General features: G+C 42.2%; 14 protein-coding genes and 1 other annotated feature. Of the genes, 12 read left to right on the top strand and 2 right to left on the bottom strand.

Annotated elements, in window-relative coordinates; translation table 11 throughout:
- Positions 1 to 35: 35 nt before the first annotated feature.
- The 8 genes from hemA to NSQ43_RS12830 all read left to right on the top strand — a co-directional run bounded on the left by hemA (position 36) and on the right by NSQ43_RS12830 (position 10,466).
- Entirely contained in the window at positions 36 to 1,379 is a 1,344-nt protein-coding gene (hemA, locus tag NSQ43_RS12865; protein WP_339250797.1) for a glutamyl-tRNA reductase, read from the top strand.
- A gap of 213 nt (positions 1,380 to 1,592) precedes the next feature.
- Complete coding sequence (ccsA, locus tag NSQ43_RS12860) at positions 1,593 to 2,423, top strand: cytochrome c biogenesis protein CcsA (protein WP_339250795.1); 831 nt, start codon at positions 1,593 to 1,595, stop codon at positions 2,421 to 2,423.
- Positions 2,424 to 2,459: 36 nt separating this feature from the next.
- Positions 2,460 to 3,389, top strand: coding sequence for a hydroxymethylbilane synthase (gene hemC, locus NSQ43_RS12855; protein WP_339250793.1), 930 nt, complete (start codon positions 2,460 to 2,462; stop codon positions 3,387 to 3,389).
- Entirely contained in the window at positions 3,382 to 4,143 is a 762-nt protein-coding gene (locus NSQ43_RS12850; protein WP_339250791.1) for a uroporphyrinogen-III synthase, read from the top strand. Before hemC ends, NSQ43_RS12850 begins: the two co-directional genes overlap by 8 nt.
- The gene (hemB, locus tag NSQ43_RS12845) at positions 4,140 to 5,120 is read left to right on the top strand and encodes a porphobilinogen synthase (RefSeq protein WP_339250789.1); all 981 of its coding nucleotides are present in this window, start codon (positions 4,140 to 4,142) and stop codon (positions 5,118 to 5,120) included. Before NSQ43_RS12850 ends, hemB begins: the two co-directional genes overlap by 4 nt.
- A complete protein-coding gene (hemL, locus tag NSQ43_RS12840) occupies positions 5,121 to 6,413 on the top strand; it encodes a glutamate-1-semialdehyde 2,1-aminomutase (protein ID WP_339250787.1) in 1,293 nt (430 codons plus the stop codon).
- 123 nt (positions 6,414 to 6,536) lie between these two features.
- On the top strand, positions 6,537 to 7,295 hold the full coding sequence (locus NSQ43_RS12835) for a hypothetical protein (RefSeq protein WP_339250785.1): 759 nt from the start codon (positions 6,537 to 6,539) through the stop codon (positions 7,293 to 7,295).
- A gap of 235 nt (positions 7,296 to 7,530) precedes the next feature.
- Positions 7,531 to 7,750 (top strand) — a binding site (T-box leader).
- Between the two features lie 70 nt (positions 7,751 to 7,820).
- Positions 7,821 to 10,466, top strand: coding sequence for a valine--tRNA ligase (locus tag NSQ43_RS12830; protein WP_339250783.1), 2,646 nt, complete (start codon positions 7,821 to 7,823; stop codon positions 10,464 to 10,466).
- Between the two features lie 48 nt (positions 10,467 to 10,514).
- Here the strand turns inward: NSQ43_RS12830 and NSQ43_RS12825 are convergent, their stop codons facing one another.
- Positions 10,515 to 11,273, bottom strand: coding sequence for an ATP-grasp domain-containing protein (locus tag NSQ43_RS12825; protein ID WP_339250781.1), 759 nt, complete (start codon positions 11,271 to 11,273; stop codon positions 10,515 to 10,517).
- A 32-nt stretch (positions 11,274 to 11,305) separates the two neighbouring features.
- Positions 11,306 to 12,172, bottom strand: a complete 867-nt coding sequence (locus NSQ43_RS12820; RefSeq protein WP_339250779.1) for a RimK family alpha-L-glutamate ligase — start codon at positions 12,170 to 12,172, stop codon at positions 11,306 to 11,308.
- Between the two features lie 62 nt (positions 12,173 to 12,234).
- On the opposite strand from NSQ43_RS12820, the gene NSQ43_RS12815 reads away from it, so the two are divergent.
- The 4 genes from NSQ43_RS12815 (at position 12,235) to NSQ43_RS12800 (ending at position 17,815) form a co-directional block, all read left to right on the top strand.
- Positions 12,235 to 13,443, top strand: a complete 1,209-nt coding sequence (locus tag NSQ43_RS12815; protein ID WP_339250778.1) for a folylpolyglutamate synthase/dihydrofolate synthase family protein — start codon at positions 12,235 to 12,237, stop codon at positions 13,441 to 13,443.
- Positions 13,444 to 13,553: 110 nt separating this feature from the next.
- Positions 13,554 to 15,260, top strand: coding sequence for a sensor domain-containing diguanylate cyclase (locus tag NSQ43_RS12810; protein WP_339250776.1), 1,707 nt, complete (start codon positions 13,554 to 13,556; stop codon positions 15,258 to 15,260).
- Between the two features lie 18 nt (positions 15,261 to 15,278).
- A complete protein-coding gene (locus tag NSQ43_RS12805) occupies positions 15,279 to 17,009 on the top strand; it encodes a GGDEF domain-containing protein (RefSeq protein ID WP_339250774.1) in 1,731 nt (576 codons plus the stop codon).
- A 50-nt stretch (positions 17,010 to 17,059) separates the two neighbouring features.
- Complete coding sequence (locus NSQ43_RS12800; protein ID WP_339250772.1) at positions 17,060 to 17,815, top strand: prepilin peptidase; 756 nt, start codon at positions 17,060 to 17,062, stop codon at positions 17,813 to 17,815.
- Positions 17,816 to 17,857 lie beyond the last annotated feature (42 nt).

Raw genomic sequence — 17,857 nt, 5'->3', positions numbered from 1 at the left:
TATGTAAAAATGAACGGGAGAGGTGTGGGCACCTTATGAATACAATTGTGGTCGGTGTTAACTACCGAACAGCTCCAGTTGAATTAAGGGAAAAATTATCTTTTGTGGAAGCGGAATTGCCTAAAGCGATGAAAGCCCTGCAAAAGGAAAAAAGCATATTGGAGAACACAATTATCTCAACATGCAACCGGACTGAGATTTATGCAGTAGCTGACCAAATTCACACAGGACGTTATTATGTTAAACGGTTTTTAGCCAATTGGTTCAATATGGACATTGAGGAATTATCCCCTCATTTACTTATATACGAAAATGATGCAGCAATCGAGCACTTAATGAGAGTTACAGCTGGAATCGATTCCATGGTTCTTGGTGAAACGCAAATCTTAGGACAAGTAAGAGACAGTTTCTTAAAAGCCCAAGAAATCGGTACAACAGGGACAGTCTTTAATGAATTGTTTAAACAGGCTGTAACGGTAGCAAAGAGAGCTCATTCTGAAACGGCGATTGCCGATAATGCAGTCTCGGTATCCTATGCTGCAGTCGAGCTCGGAAAGAAAATTTTCGGTTCCTTAAAGGATAAACATATCGCAATCCTTGGAGCAGGTAAGATGGGCGAGTTGGCCATTAAAAATCTTCATGGAAGCGGTGCAGGAAAAGTCACAGTCATTAATCGGACTCTGTCCAAGGCAGAAGAGATGGCACGCCAATTTGGAGGAAATGCAAAATCAATGAAGGAATTGCAATGCACTTTATTGGAAGCCGATATTTTAATCAGTTCAACAGGGGCTCCAAATTTTGTCATAGACTTCGAATTGATGCAGTTTGTCGAGAAACTTCGTAAAGGAAAGCCGATTTTCATGGTGGACATTGCCGTGCCACGTGACTTGGATCCACGAATCGGCGATTTGCCAAACGTGTTCCTTTACGACATCGATGATTTACAAGGAATCGTTGAAGCCAACTTGGCTGAGCGTAAACGTGCAGCCGAAGAAATCGGTTTGATGATCGAAGAGGAAATCGTTTCCTTCAAAGAATGGATCGCAACCCTTGGCGTAGTTCCTCTCATCGCGCAATTACGAGAGAAGGCACATCATATCCAGTCAGAAACAATGGCCAGCATCGAAAACAAAATGCCAAACCTGACAGATCGTGAAAAGAAAGTATTGAACAAACACACAAAATCCATCATCAATCAATTATTAAAAGAACCAATTCTTCAAGCAAAAGAATTGGCGATGGACGACAACGCACCAGAAAAACTGGCCCTATTCAAACAAATCTTCGGCCTTGCTGATGATGAAGAAGAATTTCAAGCGGTGGAAGAGCACAAGCAGACTAAAAAAACGGTTGTCCAGCCGGATTTATCATTTAATTAATTTATGACCTAATGTTTATTTGACTAGTGCTCACTTGCCGCTTGGAGTGGAAGGCGGCGACTCCGAGGGGGCAGGAAATAGTAAGCCCCCTGCCTTACTTTCTGCAAAGAGCGCAGAAATACGGCAAATCGAACTCTTCGGGGTTCGATTGGAACGCGTCCGCCTGCAACGCAATGCGGCTTTTAAGCAACACGCGAAAGGCAGAGGTTGACCATGGCTGAAATGACTATGGCGAGATTCCATGAAATAATCATAATCCTATATGCGGTAAGTCTCGTATTTTATTTCATCGATTACCTAAACACGAATAAATTCGCACACCGCAGCGCATTTTGGATTTTATCAGTTGTCTATATCATGCAAACCGGCTTCCTGATCGCCACTATCATAGAAAAAAAACAATTTCCAATCCTTTCACTATACGAAGGGATTTATTTCTATGCATGGCTGCTCATCTCGTTATCGATGATCCTACAAGTATTTTCAAAAGTCGGGTTTGCAGTCTTCTTTTTAAACGTAATCGGCTTCATATTCATGTCGATTTACACATTTGCACCGATGCAAATCGAACAATCTCCGATTGGTGAATCCTTACTATCTGAATTGCTATTTATCCATATAACATTCGCTATTCTTTCCTATGCAGCATTCGCAATGTCACTTGTGTTCGCGATCCTTTATCTGCTCGTCTATAAATTGCTGAAGGAAAAGAAATGGACGAAACAGTTTGGGCGATTGCCTTCGCTTCATCAAGCATTTACAGGGATGAAAGTGTCAATCTATACAGGAATACCTGTTTTGTTAGTAAGCCTTATATTAGGTATACAGTGGGCGATTATTGCGTTAGATGATTGGTTGTTAACCGATATAAAAATCATAGGGTCGTTTCTTATAATTATTCTTTATAGTTTAGTATTGTTTTTGCAAAGAAGAGGGAAACTGACAGCGAACGATTTTGCTTGGGCGAACGTCTTCGCTTTTCTTTTTGTCATTATTAACTTTTTCCTTGGAAGCAGATTATCACAATTCCATTTTTGGGTTTGATCCTGAAAACTACTTAACAGCGGAAGGAAGATTGTATTGAGAAAAATCATCGTTGGTTCACGACGGAGTAAACTTGCACTGACACAGACTAACTGGTTTATTGACCAATTGAAAGCGGCCGGGGCTCCTTTTGAATTTGAAGTGAAAGAAATTGTGACGAAAGGAGATAAAATTCTCGACGTCATGCTTTCGAAGGTGGGGGGCAAAGGCCTATTCGTTAAAGAAATCCAGCAAGCCCTTTTCGATAAGGAGATAGACTTTGCTGTCCACAGTATGAAAGATATGCCAGCAGTTCTTCCGGAAGGATTAACGATCGGATGTATTCCTCCACGTGTAGATGCACGTGATGCCTTCATATCCAAGGATCATATTAAATTCATGGACTTGCCTGTAGGCGCTGTAGTTGGTACTTCAAGCTTACGTAGAAGTTCTCAGTTGCTTCTACTGCGCCCCGATCTTGAAATCAAATGGATTCGCGGAAATATCGACACAAGACTGAAGAAGATGCAAGACGGCGAGTATGATGCAATTCTTCTTGCTGCTGCCGGACTAAAGCGGATGGGCTGGAGCGAGGATGTCGTTACTGAATATATGTCGATTGAAGACTGCATTCCTGCAGTTGGCCAAGGGGCACTTTCAATTGAGTGCAGAAGTGATGATGAAGAATTATTGGCGGAGCTTGCGAAAGTTTCGGATCCCCAGACATGGAAAGAAGTCGACGCGGAGCGGACATTCCTTTCCGAAATGGACGGATCATGCCAAGTCCCGATTGCTGGATTTGCTCAGTCGGTCGGTGATGAAGTCGAGTTGACAGGTTTTATAGCTTCACCTGATGCTAAGCAAGTGTTTAAAAAAACTGTACGTGGTAAAGATGCAATTGCAGTGGGTAAGGAAGTGGCGAGCTCCTTGCGTGCAGAAGGTGCTTCTGAAGTGATTGAGAAAGTGAAGGCGGAAATGGATGCCTGAACATGGCCCATTGCTTGGAGAAACAGTTATATTCACAGGGACGCTCAAAACACTTGAAGTTTTTGACCTTGTCAGGCAATATGGTGGCGTTCCTGTCTCCATTCCACTTATTCAAGTGAATGAAATTGTAGAGCAGACCGATGAAGCAAAGATGAAAAGATGCTCTACCTTTGATTGGTTAATCTTCACAAGTCAAAATGCAGTTAAGGCATTTCATTCTAAAATGGGACGCTTTGCTATTTCTGCGAGTGAAATCCCTTCAAAGATAGCCGCTGTTGGCACGCAGACAGCAGCCGCTTTAGAGAAAATCGGATTTACAGTTGAATTCATTCCGACTGTATTTAGCGCGGATGTATTTGTGAAGCAGTTCAAGCCCACTGAAGGGGAATTGAATGTACTTTTCCTGAAAGGAACCCTTGCAGGAAGTATAATTCGTGAAGAATTGCCGTTCAACGTCGAAGAATGGACGGTTTATGAAACCGGAGCAAAACGTGATTCAATCGATTCCCTTGTAGATTTATTGAAAAACAAAGAAAATTGTAATGTTCTATTTGCAAGCCCATCTGCTGTCCAAGTTTTTAAGGAAGATGCTGTACCAATCGTCGGTTGGGAGGGCTATACAATCGGAGCAATCGGGCATATCACCGAAAAAGCACTGCTTGAAGCCGGGGCGACTGTCGATGTTAAGCCCGAAATATACACACTTAAAGAACTTGTTATATCGTTGTCTAAAAGAAAGGATGAATTCCGATGAGCCAATTACATTTCCGTCGTAATCGTCGTTTGCGAAATTCTGGTGCGCTACGCTCGATGGTAAGGGAAACTATCTTGAAAAAAGAAGATTTCATTTATCCCATTTTCGTAATCGAAGGGGAAAATGTGAAAAATGAGATCAGTTCTATGCCAGGCATTTACCAATTATCACTTGATCGATTAATGGATGAGGTGGATGAAGTTGTTTCACTTGGAATCCCATCGGTCATTCTTTTCGGAATTCCTGCTACGAAAGACTCGATTGGAACTGGTGCGTATGATGAGCAGGGGATTGTCCAAAAGGCGACAAGACTAATAAAAGAAAAACATCCTGAACTTGTGGTTGTGGCGGATACTTGCCTTTGTGAATATACAGATCACGGTCATTGCGGAGTTGTACATGGAGAGAAAGTTTTAAACGACCCTTCATTGGACTTACTCGCAAAAACTGCTGTCAGCCAAGCTGAAGCAGGCGCTGATATTATTGCACCTTCCAATATGATGGACGGTTTTGTAATTGCGATTCGCCAAGCATTGGATGAAGCAGGATTTGAAGATATCCCAATTATGTCTTACGCGGTGAAATATGCATCTGCATACTATGGTCCATTCCGTGATGCGGCAGACTCTGCACCTCAATTTGGAGATCGAAAGACATACCAAATGGATCCGGCGAATCGGATGGAAGCCCTTCGTGAAGCGGAGTCAGATGTAATGGAAGGGGCAGACTTCCTTATCGTTAAGCCTGCTCTCTCGTATCTCGACATTATGCGTGATGTGAAAAACAATGTGCTGCTTCCTGTTGTTGCCTATAACGTAAGTGGGGAATATTCAATGGTGAAAGCTGCTGCACAAAATGGATGGATCAATGAAAAGGAAATCGTTTTGGAGACGTTGACAAGTATGAAACGCGCGGGTGCAGACCTCATTATGACATACCATGCAAAAGACGCTGCGCGTTGGCTGGAGGGAAAATAAATGGGAAGAAATTATGAAAAGTCTAAACAAGCGTTTGCTGAAGCGGTGAATTTAATGCCAGGAGGGGTTAACTCTCCTGTCCGCGCATTCAAATCGGTCAATATGGACCCGATTTTCATGGCAAGTGGGAAGGGCCCGATTATTACAGATATCGATGGTAATGAATATATTGACTATGTCCTTTCGTGGGGGCCACTAATTTTAGGGCATGCCGACCCTGATGTTGTAGAGGCTATCAAAAACGTGGCTGAAACTGGAACAAGCTTTGGAGCACCGACTTTATTGGAAAATGAATTAGCTAAAATCGTAATCGACCGTGTACCTTCTATCGAAGTTATCCGGATGGTTTCTTCGGGAACTGAAGCGACGATGAGCGCATTGCGTTTGGCACGTGGCTACACAGGGCGCAATAAGATTTTGAAATTCGAAGGATGTTACCACGGACATGGTGACTCATTGCTCATTAAAGCGGGTTCAGGGGTTGCTACACTTGGATTGCCGGATAGTCCCGGTGTTCCGGAAGGTATTGCGAAGAACACGATTACAGTGCCTTATAACGACTTGGAAAGCGTGCGTGTCGCATTCGAACAATTCGGGGATGACCTTGCGGGTGTAATCGTTGAACCAGTTGCGGGCAATATGGGTGTTGTTCCGCCGGAGCAAGGATTCCTTGAAGGATTGCGTGAATTGACTGAGAAAAACGGCACATTGCTTATCTTCGACGAAGTGATGACTGGTTTCCGCGTCGATTATAATTGTGCCCAAGGCTATTTCGGCATCACTCCTGATTTGACTTGCCTTGGTAAGGTCATCGGTGGCGGACTTCCTGTCGGAGCGTACGGCGGAAAGCGTGAAATTATGGACCATATTGCACCAGCTGGGACTGTCTATCAAGCAGGAACACTGTCCGGAAATCCACTTGCAATGACTGCAGGCATCTCGACTTTGAAAAAGTTGACACCTGCTTCATATGATCATTTCAAAAAGCTTGGTGATCAGTTAGAGGCTGGATTCCGTGAGGCTGCTGAGAAATATAATATACCGCACACCGTAAACCGTGCGGGGTCGATGATCGGCTTCTTCTTCACAAATGAAAAAGTGATCAATTATGATAAAGCAAAATCATCCGACCTACAATTATTTGCTGAATACTTCCGTTTAATGGCGGAAGAGGGGATTTTCCTTCCTCCTTCCCAATTCGAGGGAATGTTCCTTTCTGCATCACATACAGAAGAGCATATTGCTCGTACTGTAGAAGCATTCCATAAAGTATTCGCTCAACTCGCAAGATGAATTTATCAAACCATCCATTGTCAGTAAACCGACGGTGGATGGTTTTTTTGAATTAATCCATTCTCTTCTACCTCTTAGGCTTGTTGCATATAATGCCAAGAGAATTGAGGGAGGGAAAAAGGTATGACAAAATTACAATGGGATATGAAAGAGGTATTCTATTTCCCTACGGACGTTGGGGTGCCAAGTTCCGCACGCCTAGTAAAGGTAAAAGCGGGATTTACAGAAAAACGTTCTGATGATGCGGTGCGACTGTCAGGCATTTATCATATAGCTGCCAAAGTCGAATTCGGGGAAGGGCAGAGGACTGAAATGATTCCCCAGGAAGTTGTGTATGTAGATGACGTGGAAATGGATGGTCAAGTAGGTTATTTCGAGTATGCAGTCCCGCTTAATATCGATCTACCTCCTGAAGTTGAAAATCCTTTACGCGTCGAAGCGTCGGATGTTAAAGCCCACTTTGACGGACAAGGTGCGTTTACTGTTGCGTGGAGTGTAAATTGTGCGCACGGTACCGCAAATAAGGAAGCTGCGATAGAAAGTGTAAAAGCTGCAGAAACTGCAAGTATTCAGGCAAGCGAAGTAGTAGCCGAAGCAGTACCTCAGCAAGCAACGGCACAGGCTGAAGCGACTAAAGAAGCAACTAAAGAAGCAACTGCAGAAGCACCAACAGCCATTGAAAATGAGGCAGTTGCATATGTAGGTGAATCCTATCAAGAAGATACTACGGAACAGCAAGCCACTGTGAAGCTTGTACCAGAAGTAACAGCAACGTACGACAGCAGCTCATCAAATGGTGATGGTATACTGTCCTACATTGCGGAGTTACCGGACGGATGGTCAACGACAAGTTTTCGTTCAAATGATGTTTTTGTGGAGTAGGAAAGCAATTCCACAAAGTAAGCAAAATAAGAGGAAATCCCCAGTCGTCGGGACGATTAATAATCGAATCAACTGAAAAACAGTGATTGGTATAATAATGTGTTTGCAGTAAAACCTCGTTTTACGTAACCATGGCGGCAATAAATAGGGGTTGTATCCTTTTCTCATACTACCTTCCTTTCGTAATATACTTGACGAAGTCTCCTTCAGTAGCATACAATGTTCATAACTATATAATGATGCGTTGAACGGGAGAGTACGCAATTATCATTTATCCAAGAGAGGGCACCATTGGTGGGAGGGCCTATAAATGAGTTGCAGAAAGTCACCCGGGAGCAGTTTCCGTGAATTTGAGTAGCGGATGCCGGTTTGAAACCGTTATTTGTTATGAGGCATATACGCAATCTGTATATGCGAATAAAGGTGGTACCACGAATAACTCCTTCGTCCTTTTTGGCGAACGGAGTTTTTTTGTTTTCTACTTTTATTCAAAAATGATGTTGGAATTACAGAGGAGGAGTTCATATGTCAACAGAAAACCTATCAATGCCAACGAAATATGAACCGCAATCGATTGAAGCGGGTCGTTATGAATGGTGGCTAAAAGGAAAATACTTTGAAGCTCAACCGGATAGCGGGAAGGACCCTTATACAATTGTCATTCCACCGCCGAATGTCACTGGAAAGCTTCATCTTGGGCACGCTTGGGATACGACATTGCAAGATATCCTGATCCGTATGAAAAGGATGCAGGGTTACGATGCACTATGGCTTCCAGGAATGGACCATGCTGGTATTGCGACACAGGCGCGGGTTGAAGAGAAGTTGAGGGATGAAGGAAAGTCCCGGTATGATTTGGGCCGTGAAAAATTCGTCGAAGAGACATGGAAATGGAAAGATGAGTATGCAGGTCATATCCGTGCGCAATGGGCTAAGCTTGGTTTGGCACTCGATTATTCCAGAGAACGCTTTACGCTCGATGAAGGATTATCCAAGGCAGTCCGCGAGGTATTTGTAAAACTTTATGAAAAAGATCTGATCTACCGCGGCGAATATATCATTAACTGGGATCCTGCTACGAAAACGGCGTTATCGGATATTGAAGTTATCCATAAAGATGTTCAGGGTGCATTCTATCATATGCGCTATCCACTTGCCGACGGAACGGACAGCATCGAAATTGCTACAACACGTCCGGAAACGATGTTAGGGGATACGGCGGTTGCGGTTCATCCGGAAGACGACCGTTATAAGCATTTGATCGGCAAAACAGTCAAATTACCGATTACTGGACGTGAAATTCCGATTATTGCAGATGATTATGTCGATATGGAATTCGGAAGTGGTGCAGTTAAGATCACACCTGCACATGACCCTAACGATTTTGAAATCGGAAACCGTCATGGCCTACCTCGTGTTCTTGTAATGAATGAAGATGGCAGCATGAATAGTCTTGCTGGCAAGTATGAAGGAATGGACCGTTTTGAATGCCGTAAGACTATCGTTAAAGACTTACAGGAAATGGGCGTTTTATTCAAAATCGAGGATCATTTGCATTCGGTTGGCCATTCAGAACGTAGCGGAGCAGTTGTTGAACCGTATCTTTCAACACAGTGGTTCGTAAAAATGGCACCGTTAGCGGAAGAAGCGATTAAACTTCAACAAGGTGAAGGGAAGGTCAACTTCGTTCCGGAACGCTTTGAAAAGACGTATTTGAACTGGATGGAGAATATCCACGATTGGTGTATTTCCCGTCAACTTTGGTGGGGCCATCGGATTCCGGCTTGGTATCATAAAGAAACGGGTGAAGTCTTTGTAGGTCATGAAGCACCTGAAGACATTGAAAACTGGAACCAGGATAACGATGTTCTTGATACATGGTTCTCGTCTGCGTTATGGCCGTTTTCAACGATGGGCTGGCCGGATCTCGACAACGAAGAGTTCAAACGTTACTATCCGACAGACGCTCTTGTTACAGGATATGACATCATCTTCTTCTGGGTTTCCCGAATGATCTTCCAAGCTCTTGAATTTACAGATCAACGTCCGTTCAAAGATGTTTTAATCCATGGACTCGTTCGTGCTGAAGACGGCCGCAAAATGTCGAAGTCGCTTGGCAACGGTATCGACCCTATGGAAGTAATTGATAAATACGGTGCAGATGCATTACGTTATTTCTTGGCAACAGGTTCTTCACCTGGTCAGGACCTTCGCTATTCGACAGAAAAGGTTGAAGCGGTATGGAACTTTGCAAATAAGATCTGGAATGCATCCCGTTTCGCTTTGATGAACATGGATGGCATGACGTATGATGAAATCGATTTATCAGGTGAGAAGTCTGTAGCAGATGCATGGATACTTACACGTCTGAATGAAACGATTGAGCAAGTAACAAAGCTCTCCGATAAGTATGAGTTCGGTGAAGTCGGCCGCGCATTATATAACTTCATCTGGGATGATTTCTGTGATTGGTACATTGAGATGGCGAAATTGCCGTTGTACGGAGATGACGAAGCGGCGAAGAAAACAACAAGATCGGTTCTTGCTTACGTATTAGACAATACAATGCGTTTATTGCACCCATTAATGCCGTTCATCACAGAAGAGATCTGGCAGAACCTTCCGCATGAAGGGGAGTCAATTACAGTGGCGGCTTGGCCAGTTGCAGATGCGTCATTAACCGATTCTGCTAAGGCAACTGACATGAAGATTTTAGTTGACCTTATTCACGCAGTTCGTAACATCCGTGCTGAAGTGAACACGCCAATGAGCAAAAAGGTTCCATTATACATTGCTGCGAAAGATGAAGCGACTGTTGCCGTTTTAGAGTCAAACCGCAACTATATCGAGCGTTTCTGTAATCCGGAAACTCTGGAAATCGGAGTTGATATTTCAGCACCGGGCAAATCGATGTCAGCTGTCATCACTGGCGCAGAACTATTTTTGCCGCTTGAAGGCTTGTTGAATATCGATGAAGAGATTGAACGTTTGAAGAAGGAGCTTGCCAAATGGGAAGGCGAAGTGAAACGCGTTCAAGGCAAGTTGTCCAATGAGCGTTTTGTTTCGAAGGCCCCTGAAGCGGTCGTTGAAGAGGAGCGTGCGAAAGAGAAGGATTATTTAGAGAAGAAGGCAGCAGTTGAGCGCCGGATTGAAGAGTTGAACGAGATTTAATAAATAGAAAAGAGTCGGGACTCCTATGAAAGGGCATCCCGACTCTTTTTATTTCCGTAATCGCTTGTTTATTCTCTCCATCAGCTTCTGCGCGACGGAAAAATCATGTGTAGCATATAAGGACCTTGCACCTACTGGATCCTCAATTTCATTCAAAAGCCAGCTACCGTCCGGCAATATCAGAAAATCAATCCCGATATAATCACTTTTTAAAGCTTTTGCAATTCTCCGTGCCTCATGATGCTGTTGAGATGAAAGTATGTATTTCTCCACGGAACCACCAAGAGTATAATTCGATTTGAAACTGTCATTCCCAATACGCTTGACTGCGCCTATGATTTCTTCTCCAAGCATGAAAACACGAACGTCGGTTGCATTGGATTCAATAAACGGCTGGAAGATCAGTTGCCGATTTTGATATGTATTCAAAAACTGCTCTGCCTCATCTACAGCATTACAAAAATGCACCTCAGTTCCTCCATGGCCATCGACAGTTTTCAAAATAACTGGGTAGTCCGATATATCGTTAACTGATTTCAACCTCTTCGTAGGTACAGCCGGGACACCTAATAGTGTTGCAAATTCAAATGTCTTCAATTTATCATTTGCAATACGGTTCACTTCCGAACGATTGATGACCCGAAAGCCTGCTGATTCCCATTTAACCGATAACTCCAAATTTCGATCACGAAATAAGATGAAATCCGCGTCTCGATTCGGTTCTTCATCATCGACTAATAATTTCAAAGTAATATCAAGCTGAGCTGCATGCACCATCAAATCATCAATAAACCCGCGATTGCGCACAGCTTCCTCCGACGAGTAATAAACATGCCCTTTCATGAGAGTTTCCCTAAAATGTATTCAATCATCTTGTCGGCTACATTAATACCGGTTACGTTATAGATGTTGCGGATATGCGCAGCTGCATTCACTTCACAAACAAGCGGTTTCTCATTCTGTCCATATAATAAATCGACACCTGCGAATTCAGCACCGACTGCAACAGCTGCACGGATGGCAAGTTCCTTTTGCTCGGCAGTCAACTCGACGACGCTTGCAACTCCGCCATTCGTAATATTCGCCCGGAAATCAGTTTCGGACGCGCGATGCATGGCGGCAACAATTTCTCCACCGACGATATTCACGCGGATATCCCGTCCTCTGCTTGTTTCGATGAATTCCTGAAATACATAATCGATTCCACGTAATTCATCGACCTTCGCAAAGAATTCCTCCTTCGTTTCGATCAAATAAACCTTCATGCCAAATGAGCCGTGGCCTTCTTTAATGATCATTGGCAAGCCTAACTTTTCAAGGACCTTCTCGTAATATCCTGTTCCTTCAATTGTAAATTTCGGATAGACTTTTGGCGCAATGATCGTTAATGGCATATCAACTCCATTCTTCGCAAGCTGGATATACTGCTTCGCCTTATTATCACAAGTCTCAATCACTTCAGGATCATTGAAAACAGGAATCCCTGCGTTCTTCAAAAAATTTGCAAGCAAGATGTCTTTGTCGAGGAATACGACGAAGTCAGGACGTTCTGTAAGATCATCATTTAAATTCATCATCACTTCGTAATTCTTTTTCAATTCGGCACGAACGTTAGCCCTTTCAGCTGCATCCGCCAATAGCTCCGCCTGGTCGCGGAATTTATCACTCGTTAAACTTCCGTTGTAAATGACCCAACAACTTTTCATATCGTTCCCCCCGGCCGTGATATACTCTACCTATGCTGATTCTATCATAAGGAGAGAGTGTTTTGATTCCAAAATTTAATGAGTATAAAGAACGATTTGAACTATATAGCGACGATGTGATAAAGCCTGGTCTTGAAAGCATCCGGGCAGCATTGCTGAAAGTGGGGAACCCTGAAAAGCGGTTGAATGTCATTCATGTGGCGGGGACAAATGGGAAAGGTTCAACAATTGCATTTATGGAGTCCATATTGAGAGAACATGGGTTTTCAACCGGGGTATTTTCATCGCCTGCATTGGTAGATGTGCATGACCAGATTCGTCTCAACGGTTTTCCAATCAATCAGGACGAAATGGACAAGTCGTTTATCGAGATGAAAGAGGCCGGACTTAGCGGAATGTTAACTGACTTTGAATTACTTACTGTCGCCGCCTTCTTGACTTTCAAAAGGAATGCACCTGATTACATCCTTTTGGAATGTGGTATGGGGGGCAAATTAGATAGTACAAACGTCGTGACACCTCTCGTTTCAATTATCACATCGATAGCGCTCGATCATGTCTCATTTCTTGGATCCACATTGGAAGAAATAACAGAACAGAAGGCAGGAATTATTAAGGAAGAAAGGCCTGTCGTTATTGGCATGTTACCTGAAGTCGCGAACAAAGTTATTCGAAACAAGGCGATGGAAATGAATAGCGAGTTAATGGTATATGGCGAAGATTTTAAAATGGTGCCAAACGAAGTATTTGAAGGAGGGATTCGAGTTGCAATTCCAAATAGAAAGTTGAAAGGCCCTCATCAGGCGATCAATGCATCAATAGCGATAGAGGCATTGTGGAAAGCCGGTGTAAACTTACAAGAAGCACTTGTGACAAAAGGAGTAGCCACTACTTTTTTACTTTATCGGTTTCAAGAGATTGCACCTGGGGTATTTGTTGATGGTGCCCATAATCCCGCAGCCGCAAAAATGTTAGCTGAAACGATTCGCACTGAATTTTCAGATGAGAAAGTGGATTTTGTTATAGGTATGTTGAAAACAAAAGACATACGTAGAACATTGGATGAATTGATACCAGTTGCTCACTCGTTTACCTTTGTCGATTTCGATCATCCACAAGCAGCCAAAGCGGAGGAATTAATGGAAAGTTGTCTATTTAATAAAAAAAGGATGACAAATCACATTAATGATACTATAATACTAAGCAAGGAAAATAATAGAAAGCGAATAGTCGCAGGGTCGCTTTATTTGCTTAACAGACTTTTGGCCTAATGTTATACTGGAAAACAAAGTACAATCAGTGGAACTAACTAAAAAAGTCCACTGATTGTGATTTTTTGAAGATTTGCATATTCTGATAGAGTTGGTAGGGGGTAAGTGGGTTGTCTGATAAGAATTGGTCTACAGCATCTCAGTTTATCATCTGGTTTCTTATAGTTCCTCCGGGCATGTATTATTTTCTTTCAAACCAAATGCCCAAAGAACTTAATGCATCATATTTCTTTTTGTTCATCATTTTTAGTGTGTTGACTACATTTTTCCCAATTAAGTTAAAAGGCGACCCTATAACTTTAGTCATGTGGGTGACGATACCTGCCTTTCTTCTATACGGCATCGCTGTCGAAATGATTCTTATGCAATTCGTAGCAATCGCGATTCTTTTTGTTTCAAAGGGTAATATCCAAAATAAACTTCAACGCTTTTTCATTAATTCGTTGATGATGTTCATATTGTCAATCGTTAGTGCTACTGCTTTCTATTTAGTCGGTGGTACAATTGGCTCTATGAACTTTTGGTCACTACTGATAGGTATTTCGGTTTATAGGCTTGTTCACACGGCTGCTAATATAGGGTTCATCAAATTCTATATGCAGATTCGTGGGATGAAAAGTCCACTTTCGAAAAAAGACATTGGCTATGAATTCTCAAGTATCGTATTAATATTGCCATTGGCTCTAACGTTTTATTTCTTACTAAATTTGATCGGCGCCCCATCCTTTCTACTAATAGGTATACCGTTTTTCTTGACGATATTTTTCATACGCCAATATGGTCGATCCGAGAAGGTAAATGAGTATATTAAAAGAGTGGGAGAGATTGGGAGCAGTCTTTCAGTTTTGACTGATGTAGATCAGGTGACTGAAAAATTCATAATGAAAAGTAAAGAATTATTCAATGCTGATATTGTCTTTCTGTTCAATAATCATGATCAATGGTTGGAACTCGATAAGGCGTATGATAAACCTCATTTACTACCAAAAGATACGCATTCGATCCGGTTAGGTGTAGGCATCGCAAGAATGGTACTGACGACAAATGAACCTGTCACCTATACGAAAAGAAGTGATTTTAAGCAATTTACTACTGTATCTGGTCCTGATGAAGTTGAAAGTATCCTCTGTATACCTCTGACTCATAATAACCAGACGGGCGGAATTCTGTTATTAGGTTCGAATCGCAGATCAGCATTTAAAGATTACCAATTGAAGATATTGGAATTGTTAGGTTCATATTACATTGTTGCGCTTGAAAAGGCCCGTTATGTAACAGAGGCCTTGCTCAGGAGTGAAAGATGTGCACTGACTAATCTCTACAACTATAGATACCTTGAAGATAGATTACATTATGAAATGGATCGTATGCAGAAAAAGGATATTGACGATCTGTCCGTAGTCATGTTAGATATTGACCGTTTCAAAGGTGTAAATGATACGTACGGCCATCAAAGCGGGAACGGTATATTAAAGGAATTGGCAAAGGTTCTTAAGGATGCATTACCTGAAGATGCGACTGTTGGACGGTATGGAGGGGAAGAATTCATCTATCTCTTACCGGGGTTTACAAAATCGGAGGCATTGACATTCGCGGAAGGACTTAGGGATAGGATAAGGAAGCATACATTTTCAATTATCCCGGACTTGAGCTTGGAAAAAAGGGAAATTGATGTGAATATTACAACAAGCATTGGAGTTACGAGCGCACCTTTTGACACGGATGAGGCGATGACGTTACTTCGAAATGCCGATCGGGCATTATATATTGGAGCGAAGCAGGCCGGACGAGATCGAGTTGCGGTGTACGTGAAATAATGGGCGGAGGGACAGGGAATGAATATTACTGCTGCAAATAAAAGAAATATGTATATCTTGTGGCTATTAGTTGTTCCTTTTGCCTTTTATGCCGCCCTGAATTTCTTCCCATCGGCAACCTATGACTATTTGAATCTGTTCATTTTTCTATCTTTTTTGATTGTAATCATGATGATTTCGATTCCGGTGGACAGGGTTTCCATCTCTCTTGAAAGATGGATCATTTTCTCATTGTTCTTCCAGTATGGTGTCCTTGCGGAAATGATATTTATGCAAATTGCAATGTTTGTCTTATTGTTTACATTAAAATCTTCAACCCCTAAGACATTTAGATTTGCTTTCAATTCAATTGTTTTCTCTATTGTTTCACTTGTGAGCAGCTATGTATTTTATGCTTTCGGTGGTTCTTTGGAAAACATGTCTCTAACTACTTTCTTTATAGCCGGATTCGTATATGCCTCGGTTTATTCATTGGTGAATAGTCTATTGCTTATCGTCGTCTTTAAAATGTTGAAGCAAAAAAATTCGGGTATGAAAAAAGTCGTGATATGGGATTTAGTCACTACGATTTTGTTATTGCCTTTTGCCATTATTTTTACCCTTCTGTTTCAACTAATTAGCGGAAAGGCTTTCTTGCTTATAGGCGTTCCCTTTTTATTGGTTTTATTGGTTACGAGTAAATATTTAAAGTCTGATATATTGAATGATTTACTTTCTTCAGCCGCTGTAATCGGCCATCATCTTGCGGATAGTCTTCGCGTGGATGATGTCTTGCGTACATTTGTCGAGAAGCTTAAAAATGTGATTCCCTATGAAAGTGCGTATATTATCGATTTACGTGTTGGAGGAAATTTGATCATGCTATCCTGTGTAGAAGGTGAATTTCAGCGCGCGGAAGCAATGAATCTTTCATTCCCTGCTAAAAATTACGGGAGTGACGGCCTTGATGTCGAAGCGACAAGACTTTTTCTGACAAAGAAAAGCCTGTCAGCATTGAAAGGTTTTACATTTGACCCTTTAGTCGAAAGTGTGATGACGGCACCTGTTAAGAGGGATGGTAAAACGGAAGGATTTCTCATCTTGACTTCAAATCAGAAATACGCTTTTGACGATGTTCAAACGAAAATGGTAGATCTCTTAACAAGTTATTTTGCGACGGCGATGGTAAAAGCAAGATACTATGAAAAAACTGTTGAAAAAAGCACTCGCTGTGCATTGACAGGGATACACAACTATCATTATCTTGAACAAAAATTGGATGAGGAAATTGTCCATTTCCATACAGGAAAAGTTAAAAGCCTATCCGCCATTATGCTGGATATTGACCGGTTCAAGTCCATTAACGATACATACGGACATCAAAGCGGCAATGATTTGCTTGTCTCCCTTGCAAATCTTTTAACGAAATATCAGCATAAAGGGATGACGTTGGCCCGTTATGGAGGGGAAGAATTCACGATTATCCTCCCGAATTATTCAAAAGAAGATGCTATTAAACTTGCAGAATTGATCAGAAATGACGTAGAAAAATCCAAGTTTGAAATCATCCCGGACTTATCTGATGATAAGGAACCTATCATTGTCCAAATGACAATTAGCCTCGGGGTTTCAAGTATTCCGGATGATGCAAAAGATGGGAAGGATCTTCTAAGGAACGCCGATCGAGCCCTTTATATTGGAGGGAAGCAGGCCGGACGTAACCGCGTTGGGGTATATGAAGAAAATAGTGATATAAAAGTGACGAATTAAGGGAAAACAGAATACGACTGTAAAATATAATGCCGGAAATGAGTGATGGAATGGACATTGTCTGGTTAGCCTTGTTTTTCATATATGGCACCGTTTTTGGCTCTTTTTTCAATGTTGTTGGCCTTCGTGTGCCGAAAAAGGAATCAGTCGCCTATCCACCTTCACATTGCACAACTTGCGGAAGGAAGTTAGGTCTGTTTGACCTGATTCCTGTTCTCTCCTATGTTTTCCTTGGTGGGAAATGCAGAGGGTGCGAGCAAAAAATCAGTGCAATTTATCCGTTCATGGAACTTGTTACTGGCTTCTTGTTTGCCTATTCCTTTTTCTACATTGGTTTTAATAAGGAATTAATCATCGCTATTCTATTCGTTTCCTTGCTTGTGATCATAACCGTTTCCGATTTTTCCTATATGATTATCCCCGACAAAGTGCTTCTGCCATTCGCTATTTCGTTTCTGATCCTTAGATGGCCTATCCCTACCTCTCCATGGTGGGACAGTTTTTTAGGGGCGGCAATCAGTTTCAGTGTGCTATTTATAATCGCGGTCGTGTCGAAAGGTGGAATGGGTGGCGGGGATATTAAGCTATTTTTCGTCATTGGTCTTGTTTTAGGAACTGTAAACACATTGCTGACGCTGTTTCTTGCATCCATTATCGGCTCGATTGCAGGTGTTTATGTATTGAAGAAGACCGGTAAAGGGAAGAAGACTCCCGTACCCTTCGGACCTTCCATTGCAATTGCCGCTATCATTTCATACTTCTTCGGCACGGGTTTTGTCGAATGGTATCAGCAATTATTCTTTTAAGTCGATAAATTTTTTTGGACAAGGCGACATACGTCTTGTTCT

The organism is Sporosarcina sp. FSL W8-0480 (assembly GCF_037963765.1).
Classification (GTDB): Bacteria; Bacillota; Bacilli; order Bacillales_A; family Planococcaceae; genus Sporosarcina.
The sequence above is the reverse complement of the archived record's forward strand: the minus strand, read 5'-3'. Positions and strand labels throughout refer to the sequence as shown.

What these genes read in the sequence shown, in the direction of transcription:
- hemA (WP_339250797.1), top strand. Translation starts at nt 36, where the DNA reads ATGAATACAATTGTGGTCGGTGTTAACTACCGAACAGCTCCAGTTGAA.
- NSQ43_RS12800 (WP_339250772.1), top strand. Translation starts at nt 17,060, where the DNA reads ATGGACATTGTCTGGTTAGCCTTGTTTTTCATATATGGCACCGTTTTT.
- NSQ43_RS12820 (WP_339250779.1), bottom strand. Translation starts at nt 12,172, where the DNA reads ATGAAAAGTTGTTGGGTCATTTACAACGGAAGTTTAACGAGTGATAAA.
- NSQ43_RS12850 (WP_339250791.1), top strand. Translation starts at nt 3,382, where the DNA reads ATGCCTGAACATGGCCCATTGCTTGGAGAAACAGTTATATTCACAGGG.
- hemB (WP_339250789.1), top strand. Translation starts at nt 4,140, where the DNA reads ATGAGCCAATTACATTTCCGTCGTAATCGTCGTTTGCGAAATTCTGGT.
- NSQ43_RS12805 (WP_339250774.1), top strand. Translation starts at nt 15,279, where the DNA reads ATGAATATTACTGCTGCAAATAAAAGAAATATGTATATCTTGTGGCTA.
- NSQ43_RS12835 (WP_339250785.1), top strand. Translation starts at nt 6,537, where the DNA reads ATGACAAAATTACAATGGGATATGAAAGAGGTATTCTATTTCCCTACG.
- NSQ43_RS12830 (WP_339250783.1), top strand. Translation starts at nt 7,821, where the DNA reads ATGTCAACAGAAAACCTATCAATGCCAACGAAATATGAACCGCAATCG.
- hemL (WP_339250787.1), top strand. Translation starts at nt 5,121, where the DNA reads ATGGGAAGAAATTATGAAAAGTCTAAACAAGCGTTTGCTGAAGCGGTG.
- ccsA (WP_339250795.1), top strand. Translation starts at nt 1,593, where the DNA reads ATGGCTGAAATGACTATGGCGAGATTCCATGAAATAATCATAATCCTA.